The organism is Streptomyces sp. WELS2 (assembly GCF_013870595.1).
Classification (GTDB): domain Bacteria; phylum Actinomycetota; class Actinomycetes; order Streptomycetales; family Streptomycetaceae; genus Streptomyces.
Window position 1 is genome coordinate 1 of sequence record NZ_JACBWZ010000246.1, and the last position, 7,857, is coordinate 7,857.

The window sequence follows — 7,857 nt, forward strand, 5'->3', positions numbered from 1 at the left end:
CGCAAGGCCCGGCTGGCCCTGGACGCGGCCGGCCCGTACGGCACCCTGCGCGGCACCCCCGGCACGGCGTACGCCGACGACGGCACCGAGCTGTACTACGAGGTCGACGAGGCCGAGCCCGACCCGGGCCCGGACGTCTCCCCGCGCCGGCGCCGGCTCTTCGGCCGCAAGGCGCCCGCCCCGGTCACCGTCGTCTTCTGCCACGGCTACTGCCTCAGCCAGGACTCCTGGCACTTCCAGCGGGCCGCCCTGCGCGGGGTCGTGCGGACCGTGTACTGGGACCAGCGCAGCCACGGCCGGTCCGGGCGGGGCGTGGCGCAGACCCGGGACCGGGTGCCGGTGACCATCGACCAGCTCGGCCGGGACCTGAAGGCCGTGCTGGACGCCGCCGTCCCCGACGGCCCGGTGGTGCTGGTCGGCCACTCGATGGGCGGGATGACGGTGATGGCGCTGGCCGCCCAGTACCCCGAGCTGATCCGGGACCGGGTGGTCGCCACCGCCTTCGTGGGCTCGTCGTCCGGACGGCTCGGCGAGGTCAACTTCGGGCTCCCGGTGGCCGGCGTCAACGCGGTGCGCCGGATCCTGCCCGGGGTGCTGAGGGTGCTCGGCCGGCAGGCGGAGCTGGTGGAGAAGGGGCGCCGGGCCACCGCCGACCTGTTCGCCGGGATCATCAAGCGGTACTCGTTCGCGGGCCGGGAGGTCGATCCGTCGGTGGAGCGGTTCGCCGAGCGGATGATCGAGTCCACGCCGATCGACGTCGTCGCCGAGTTCTACCCGGCCTTCACCGACCACGACAAGACGGAGGCGCTCTCCTGCTTCCGGGACCGGCCGGTGCTGGTGCTGGCCGGCGTGCAGGACCTGGTCACGCCCAGCGAGCACAGCGAGGCCATCGCCGGCCTGCTGCCCGACGCCGAGCTGGTGCTCGTACCGGACGCCGGGCACCTGGTGATGCTGGAGCACCCCGAGGTGGTCACCGACCGGCTCGCCGACCTGCTCACCCGCGCCGGAGCGGTGCCCGCAGGGGCTACCGTAAGTGGCTATGGAACGACCAGCAGCACCAGCAGCGCACGAGGCCGCTGAGATCCGGCTGACGATCACCTCCCCCGAGCGGATGCGGGAGCTGGGCCGGCGGCTGGCCGGGCTGCTGCGCGCGGGTGACCTGGTGATGCTCAGCGGGGAGCTCGGCGCGGGCAAGACCACGCTGACCCGCGGGCTCGGCGAAGGCCTCGGGGTGCGCGGCGCGGTCACCTCGCCGACCTTCGTGATCGCCCGGGTGCACCCGTCCCTCGGTGACGGGCCGCCCCTCGTGCACGTCGACGCCTACCGCCTGGCCGGCGGCCTGGACGAGATGGAGGACCTGGACCTCGACGTCTCGCTGCCCGACTCGGTGATCGTCGTGGAGTGGGGCGAGGGCAAGGTCGAGGAACTGACCGAGGACCGCCTCCAGGTCGTCATCCACCGCGCGGTCGGCGACACGACGGACGAGGTCCGGCACGTGACGCTGACCGGGCTGGGGGAGCGGTGGTCGGAGGCGGACCTGGAGGCGCTGACGGGCTGAGCGCCCGCGTCCGGCCTGCGGCACGGCGCCCTACCGGATCACCACCACGGGCACCCCGATGGTGGCGAACTGCCACAGCGCGTCGCCGTCCGCCCGGCTCTCCCGGATCCCGCCCGTCTTCACGTTCGGGTCGGCCGCCGGGTCCGATCCGCCGTGCACGGCCGCGCTGAACCCGATCACCACCCCGTCCACGCTGGTGAACCGCACCACGTGCTCGACGGGCAGGCCGTCGGTGCCGGTGGCCGTGTGGGAGCGGGAGCTGACCCAGTAGGTGCCCGGCGCCGGGTCGACGCTGCCCGGACGCACCGTGAAGGTGCGCCGCACCCGGTTGCCGGGGGCGACCAGCCAGACCCGGTCGTCGTCCACCGAGTACACCACCCGTTCGCCCGTTCCGGAGCCGTCCGGCAGCGCGGCCGGGTGCCGCCGGTCCCGGGGCGCCTTCGTCTTCGCCGCCGCGGACGCGCTCGCCGCCGTCCCGTCGCGCAGCTCGGCCGGCACGGTCGCCTGGGCCCTGAGCGCCAGGAAGCCGACCGTTCCCAGGGCCGCCGCGGTGAGGCCGGCCACGATCGCCGAGCTGGTCCCTGCCACCTGCGCCCACCTCTGCTTCGCGTCCGTCAAGCCTGTTTTGAGGCATATGTCGTATTCGTGGAGACCGTAGCAGCCGGTGGCCGTTCGTCCCGGGCGGCCGTGCGCGAGCCGCGGGCGCCGTAGGCTGTTCGCGTGCTCTTGCTCGCTCTGGATACCGCCACACCCGCCGTCACCGTCGCGCTGCACGACGGCACGGACGTCGTCGCCTCGTCGAGCCAGGTGGACGCGCGCCGGCACGGAGAGCTGCTGCTGCCGGCCGTCGACCGGGTCCTCGCCGAGGCCGGACTGAAGCTGGAGTCCGTGACCGGCATCGTCGTCGGCACCGGGCCCGGCCCCTACACCGGCCTGCGGGTCGGTCTGATGACCGCGGACACCTTCGGCCTCGCGCTCGGCGTCCCGGTGCACGGCGTGTGCACGCTGGACGGCCTCGCCTACGCCGCCGACATCGCCGAGGGCCCCTTCGTCGTGGCGACCGACGCCCGGCGCAAGGAGGTCTACTGGGCGACGTACGCCGACTCCCGTACCCGGCTGACCGATCCGGCCGTGGACCGCCCCGCCGACATCGCCGAGCGGGTCGCGGGCCTGCCCGCGGTCGGCGCGGGCGCGCTGCTCTACCCGGACACGTTCCCGAGCGCCCACGAGCCCGAGCACGTGTCCGCCGCGGCGCTCGCCTCGCTCGCGGCGAAGCGGCTGGCCGCGGGCGAGGAGCTGCCCGCGCCCCGGCCGCTGTACCTGCGCCGTCCGGACGCCCAGGTCCCCAAGAACTACAAGGTGGTCACCCCCAAGTGACACAGCCGGCACCTCCCCGACTGCGCGAGATGCGCTGGTGGGACATCGACCCGGTCCTGGAGCTGGAGCGGGACCTGTTCCCCGAGGACGCCTGGTCCCGCGGGATGTTCTGGTCCGAACTGGCCCACGCCCGGGGCCCCGAGTCCACCCGGTGCTACCTCGTCGCCGAGTCCGCCGACGGCCGGATCGTCGGGTACGGCGGCCTGGCGGCGGCCGGTGACGTGGCCGACGTCCAGACCATCGCCGTCGCCCGCGACCACCAGGGCACCGGCCTCGGCGCCCGCCTGCTGGCGGAACTGCTGCGCGCGGCGACCGCGTTCGAGTGCCCCGACGTGATGCTCGAGTGCCGGGTCGACAACGTCCGCGCCCAGAAGCTCTACGAACGCTTCGGCTTCGTCCCCGTCGGTTTCCGGCGCGGCTACTACCAGCCCGGCAACGTGGACGCCCTGGTGATGCGCCTGACCACGGGATCCGACAGCGGTACCGCCGCCGGGTCCGACCCAGTACAAGGAACCGAGATCAATGACTGACGAACCTCTCGTCCTCGGCATCGAGACCTCCTGCGACGAGACCGGCGTCGGCATCGTCCGCGGCACCACCCTGCTGGCGGACGCCGTCGCCTCCAGCGTCGACGAGCACGCCCGCTTCGGCGGTGTCGTGCCGGAGGTGGCGTCCCGGGCCCACCTGGAGGCGATGGTCCCCACCATCGACCGCGCGCTGAAGGAGGCGGGGGTCGGTGCCAAGGACCTGGACGGCATCGCGGTCACCGCGGGCCCCGGTCTCGCGGGCGCCCTGCTCGTCGGCGTCTCGGCGGCCAAGGCGTACGCCTACGCCCTCGGCAAGCCCCTGTACGGCGTCAACCACCTCGCTTCGCACATCTGCGTGGACCAGCTGGAGCACGGCCCGCTGCCCGAGCCGACGATGGCCCTGCTGGTCTCCGGCGGCCACTCCTCGCTGCTGCTGTCCGCGGACATCACCTCCGATGTTCGGCCGATGGGCGCGACCATCGACGACGCGGCCGGCGAGGCCTTCGACAAGATCGCCCGCGTGCTGAACCTGGGCTTCCCCGGCGGTCCCGTCATCGACCGCTACGCCAAGGAGGGCGACCCGGAGGCCATCGCCTTCCCGCGCGGTCTGACCGGCCCCCGCGACCCGGCGTACGACTTCTCCTTCTCCGGCCTGAAGACCGCCGTGGCCCGGTGGATCGAGGCCAGGCGGGCGGCCGGCGAGGAGGTCCCGGTCCGTGACGTCGCCGCCTCCTTCCAGGAGGCCGTGGTCGACGTGCTGACCCGCAAGGCCGTGCGCGCCTGCAAGGACGAGGGCGTGGACCACCTGATGATCGGCGGCGGTGTCGCGGCCAACTCCCGGCTGCGCGCGCTCGCCCAGGAGCGCTGCGAGGCGGCCGGCATCCGGCTGCGCGTGCCGCGGCCCAAGCTGTGCACGGACAACGGCGCGATGGTGGCCGCGCTGGGCGCCGAGATGGTCGCCCGCAACCGGGCCGCCTCCGACTGGGACCTGTCGGCCGACTCCTCCCTGCCGGTGACCGACCCGCACGTCCCCGGACACGGCCACGGCCACGACCACGTGCACGAGGTCAGCAAGGAGAACCTGTACTCGTGACCGTCGCACTGATGTGGGAGGCGCGGGCCGCCGACGGGCGGGGCGCCGAGCTGCTCGCCTGGGCCCGCGCCCAGCGCCTGGCCGAGGAGCCGCTGCGCCGCGAGACCTTCCGCGCGCCGCAGGACCGGGTGCTGGTCGTCACCTGGTGGGACGCGCCGTACGACGCCCCGCTCCCGGAGCTGCCCGAGCCGGACCCGGAGCTGGTGACGCGGGGCGTGCACCGGTGGCGGTTCGAGTCGGTGGCGGACGACTGACGCCGGGGACCTTGAGGCTGGTGAGGCCTGTGTGACTGCCGAGTTGCGGAGAGACCCCCATCCTGCGCTATGATCATCACACAGCGAACGGCCGGAACACCGGCCCGAAGCCAGTGCGTTGGTGGTCCAAGGAAAGACGCCCCGCTTCCTGCGGGGAGATGCAGGTGCAAGGCCTGCCCGGCGCTCCACTCGACACCCCGCCCCCGGGAAACCGGAGGCGGGGTGTTCGCGTTGCGTACCGGAGTGGACGGTGTTCGAAAGTGTCGGAAAATTTTCGGACCCTGGTTCGAAAGTTTCGAAGTGTTGGGCGGTGCACGATTCTTCGTCGCACGCTTCCGCGACGCTACGATCGCCGGTATGAAGCCTCCGAAGCCCGCAGCAGGACAGACGGCGACCCTCGCCGAGATCGCCCGGGAGGCCGGGGTCTCCGCCCCGACTGTTTCGAAGGTCCTCAACGGCCGTGCCGATGTCGCCCCGGCGACGCGCACCCGGGTCGAGGAGCTGCTGCGCGCCTACGGCTACCGGCGCCGGCGTGCCGAGGCCTCCCGCTCCCCGCTGATCGACCTCGTCTTCCACGAGCTGGAGAGCGCCTGGGCGCTGGAGGTCATCCGGGGCGTGGAGAACGTGGCCAGGGACGCCGGGCTGAGCGTGGTGCTGTCCGAGTCGGCCGGCCGGCTCACCCCCGGCCGCACCTGGGCCGACCAGGTCGCCGCCCGCCGCCCGCACGGCGTGGTGCTGGTGCTGTCGGACCTCGACGAGTCCCAGCGGGCCCTGCTGACCAGCCGCTCCGTCCCGTTCGTGGTGATGGACCCGGCCGGCGACCCGGGCCCGGACGTGCCCTCCATCGGCGCCACCAACTGGCAGGGCGGGCTGGCCGCCACCCGGCACCTGGTGGAGCTCGGGCACACCCGGATCGGCGCCATCAGCGGCCCGTCCCGGATGATGGGCAGCCGCGCCCGGATGGACGGCTACCGGGCGGCGCTGGAGACGGCCGGGCTGCCCGTGGACCCCTCGCTGGTGCTGACCGGTGACTTCCACCACGATGCCGGGTACCGCCTGGGGTTGCAGTTGCTGCGCCGCCCGGACCGGCCCACCGCCGTCTTCGCGGGCAACGACCTCCAGGCCCTCGGCCTGTACGAGGCCGCCCGCGAGCTGGGCCTGCGCGTACCGGAGGACCTCAGCGTGGTCGGCTTCGACGATCTGCCGGTCGCCCGCTGGGTGGGGCCGCCGCTGACCACCGTGCGGCAGCCGCTGACCGAGATGGCCGAGGCCGCGGCCCGGCTGGTGCTGGAGCTGGGGCGGGCCGAGGACGAACGGGCGACGACCCGGGTCGAGCTGGCGACGAGCCTGGTGGTGCGCTCCAGCACCGCCGCTCCCGCGCCGGCCGGAAGCTGACGTACCGACGTACCGAGTGGGGCGGCCCCGGCGCGGCCGTCCCCGCGCCAACGCTCGTCCGACGGCCCGGTGTTCGGGCCGCCGGATGAGAATTCCACAAGAAAACCGGCTTACGCCGAAAGCGCTAACAACCCGTTCATCATTCGGACTTATGTTCCTGTCGTGACGCGACACGAGGAGCAAGGCGACGCGGGCAGACGGACGGGCCGGCGGCCCAGGGCGCTCCGGATCGCCGGCCTGACCCTGGCGGGCACCCTGGTACTGGCCGTGGCGGCGGCGGGCTGGGCGTACCGGCACCTGAACCACAACATCACGAGCGTCGACATCGACAGCGCGCTCGGTGACGACCGGCCCGCCCGCGCCATGCTCACCCCCGCGCCGGCCGCCTCGGCCGACGCCGCCCCGGTGCCCACCGGTTCGCTGAACATCCTGGTCCTCGGCTCGGACTCGCGCAGCGGCGCGGCCAACCGGGAGCTGGGCGGCGGGGACAGCGAGGGCGCCCGCTCCGACACGGCCATGGTCGTGCACCTCGACGCGGGCCGGACGGCGGCGACCGTGGTCAGCATCCCGCGCGACACGCTCGTCACCCGCCCCTCCTGCCCGCTCGGCTCGGGCGGCACCTCGGCACCGGCGTACGGCGTGATGTTCAACAGCGCCTACGCGGTGGGCGGTCCGGTGTGCGCGGTGAAGACCGTGGAGACCCTCACCGGCGTCCGCATGGACCACTACCTCGAAATCGACTTCTCCGGCTTCGCCCGGCTGGTCGACGCGCTCGGCGGGGTCGACGTCACCACCGGCCAGGACATCGACGACGACAAGAGCCACCTGCGCCTCGCGGCCGGCACCCACCACCTCGACGGGACGCGGGCCCTGGCCCTCGCCCGCACCCGGCACGGCATAGGCGACGGCAGCGACCTGGGCCGCATAGGGCTCCAGCAGACGCTGGTGAAGGCCCTGCTGGAGCAGGTCTCGGACGCCGGACTGCTCACCGACCCGGCCCGGCTCTACCGGGTCGCCGACGCCGCCACCGCGGGCCTGACCACCGACACCGGACTGGACTCCCTGGGCGAGCTGACGAGCCTCGGCCGGAGCCTGAAGGGCCTCACCGCCGACCGGGTGACGACGGTGACGATGCCGGTCGTCACGGCCCCCTCCGACCCCAACCGGGTGATCCCCGAGGAACCCCGGGCGAGCGAACTCTGGGCATCCCTGCGCTGAGCTCGGCGGCTCCCGGGAGGGCCCGGGACCGTTCGGAGCGCGCGCTGCCGCCGCGCCGGGCGGGTCAGTCCAGCGGGTGACCGATCAGCATCGTCGGTGCCCCCGCCACCCGGGTGAGGAAGACGGTGGCCGCGTTCGGACCCTGCGGCCGTACCTTGCGGCGCAGCTCCTCCGGCTCGACCGCCGAGCCGCGCTTCTTCACGGTCAGCGTGCCGACCTCGCGCTCGCGCAGCAGCGCCTTGAGCCGCTTGACGTTGAAGGGCAGCCGGTCGGTGATCTCGTAGCCGGTGGCGTACGGCGTGGGGTGCGGCTCGTCCGCGGTGACGTAGGCGATGGTCGCGTCCAGCAGTCCGCCGCCGACCTCCTCGGCCACCTCCGCGACCAGGTGCGCGCGGATGACCGCGCCGTCCGGCTCGTACAGGTACCGCCCCACCG

Annotated in this window: 9 protein-coding genes, 1 tRNA gene and 1 pseudogene; 9 read left to right on the plus strand and 2 right to left on the minus strand. The window is 73.8% G+C overall.

Going from position 1 to position 7,857, the window contains the following annotated elements; genetic code table 11:
• Both H5J33_RS16350 and tsaE read left to right on the plus strand, forming a co-directional pair.
• On the plus strand, nt 1-1,080 hold a 1,080-nt coding region (locus tag H5J33_RS16350; protein WP_181795639.1), incomplete at its 5' end, for an alpha/beta fold hydrolase.
• Nucleotides 1,040-1,558 (plus strand): tRNA (adenosine(37)-N6)-threonylcarbamoyltransferase complex ATPase subunit type 1 TsaE, encoded by a 519-nt coding sequence (gene tsaE / locus H5J33_RS16355; protein WP_181795640.1) that lies wholly within the window; start codon nt 1,040-1,042, stop codon nt 1,556-1,558. The genes H5J33_RS16350 and tsaE, both read left to right, overlap by 41 nt.
• Before the next feature lie 30 nt (nt 1,559-1,588).
• Here the strand turns inward: tsaE and H5J33_RS16360 are convergent, their stop codons facing one another.
• Nucleotides 1,589-2,146 (minus strand): hypothetical protein, encoded by a 558-nt coding sequence (locus H5J33_RS16360; protein WP_181795641.1) that lies wholly within the window; start codon nt 2,144-2,146, stop codon nt 1,589-1,591.
• Nucleotides 2,147-2,278: 132 nt separating this feature from the next.
• On the opposite strand from H5J33_RS16360, the gene tsaB reads away from it, so the two are divergent.
• From tsaB to H5J33_RS16395, 7 genes are all read left to right on the plus strand, one after another.
• Nucleotides 2,279-2,935, plus strand: a complete 657-nt coding sequence (tsaB, locus tag H5J33_RS16365) for a tRNA (adenosine(37)-N6)-threonylcarbamoyltransferase complex dimerization subunit type 1 TsaB (RefSeq protein ID WP_181795642.1) — start codon at nt 2,279-2,281, stop codon at nt 2,933-2,935.
• A gap of 29 nt (nt 2,936-2,964) precedes the next feature.
• A complete protein-coding gene (gene rimI, locus H5J33_RS16370; protein ID WP_181795647.1) occupies nt 2,965-3,465 on the plus strand; it encodes a ribosomal protein S18-alanine N-acetyltransferase in 501 nt (166 codons plus the stop codon).
• Nucleotides 3,458-4,555, plus strand: coding sequence for a tRNA (adenosine(37)-N6)-threonylcarbamoyltransferase complex transferase subunit TsaD (gene tsaD / locus H5J33_RS16375; protein ID WP_181795643.1), 1,098 nt, complete (start codon nt 3,458-3,460; stop codon nt 4,553-4,555). Before rimI ends, tsaD begins: the two co-directional genes overlap by 8 nt.
• Nucleotides 4,552-4,809: a hypothetical protein gene (locus H5J33_RS16380; RefSeq protein WP_181795644.1), complete on the plus strand. Its 258-nt coding sequence runs from the start codon at nt 4,552-4,554 to the stop codon at nt 4,807-4,809. Before tsaD ends, H5J33_RS16380 begins: the two co-directional genes overlap by 4 nt.
• A gap of 115 nt (nt 4,810-4,924) precedes the next feature.
• Nucleotides 4,925-4,997, plus strand: a tRNA-Gly gene (locus tag H5J33_RS16385).
• Between the two features lie 169 nt (nt 4,998-5,166).
• The gene (locus H5J33_RS16390) at nt 5,167-6,204 is read left to right on the plus strand and encodes a LacI family DNA-binding transcriptional regulator (protein ID WP_181795645.1); all 1,038 of its coding nucleotides are present in this window, start codon (nt 5,167-5,169) and stop codon (nt 6,202-6,204) included.
• 162 nt (nt 6,205-6,366) lie between these two features.
• Nucleotides 6,367-7,422, plus strand: coding sequence for an LCP family protein (locus H5J33_RS16395; RefSeq protein WP_181795646.1), 1,056 nt, complete (start codon nt 6,367-6,369; stop codon nt 7,420-7,422).
• Between the two features lie 64 nt (nt 7,423-7,486).
• Here the strand turns inward: H5J33_RS16395 and H5J33_RS16400 are convergent.
• A pseudogene (locus H5J33_RS16400) lies at nt 7,487-7,857 on the minus strand (SAM-dependent methyltransferase); the annotation flags it as partial.

Excerpts from the sequence above, each read along its gene's own strand:
- H5J33_RS16390 (WP_181795645.1), top strand. The coding sequence starts at position 5,167 with ATGAAGCCTCCGAAGCCCGCAGCAGGACAGACGGCGACCCTCGCCGAG.
- tsaE (WP_181795640.1), top strand. The coding sequence starts at position 1,040 with ATGGAACGACCAGCAGCACCAGCAGCGCACGAGGCCGCTGAGATCCGG.
- tsaD (WP_181795643.1), top strand. The coding sequence starts at position 3,458 with ATGACTGACGAACCTCTCGTCCTCGGCATCGAGACCTCCTGCGACGAG.
- rimI (WP_181795647.1), top strand. The coding sequence starts at position 2,965 with ATGCGCTGGTGGGACATCGACCCGGTCCTGGAGCTGGAGCGGGACCTG.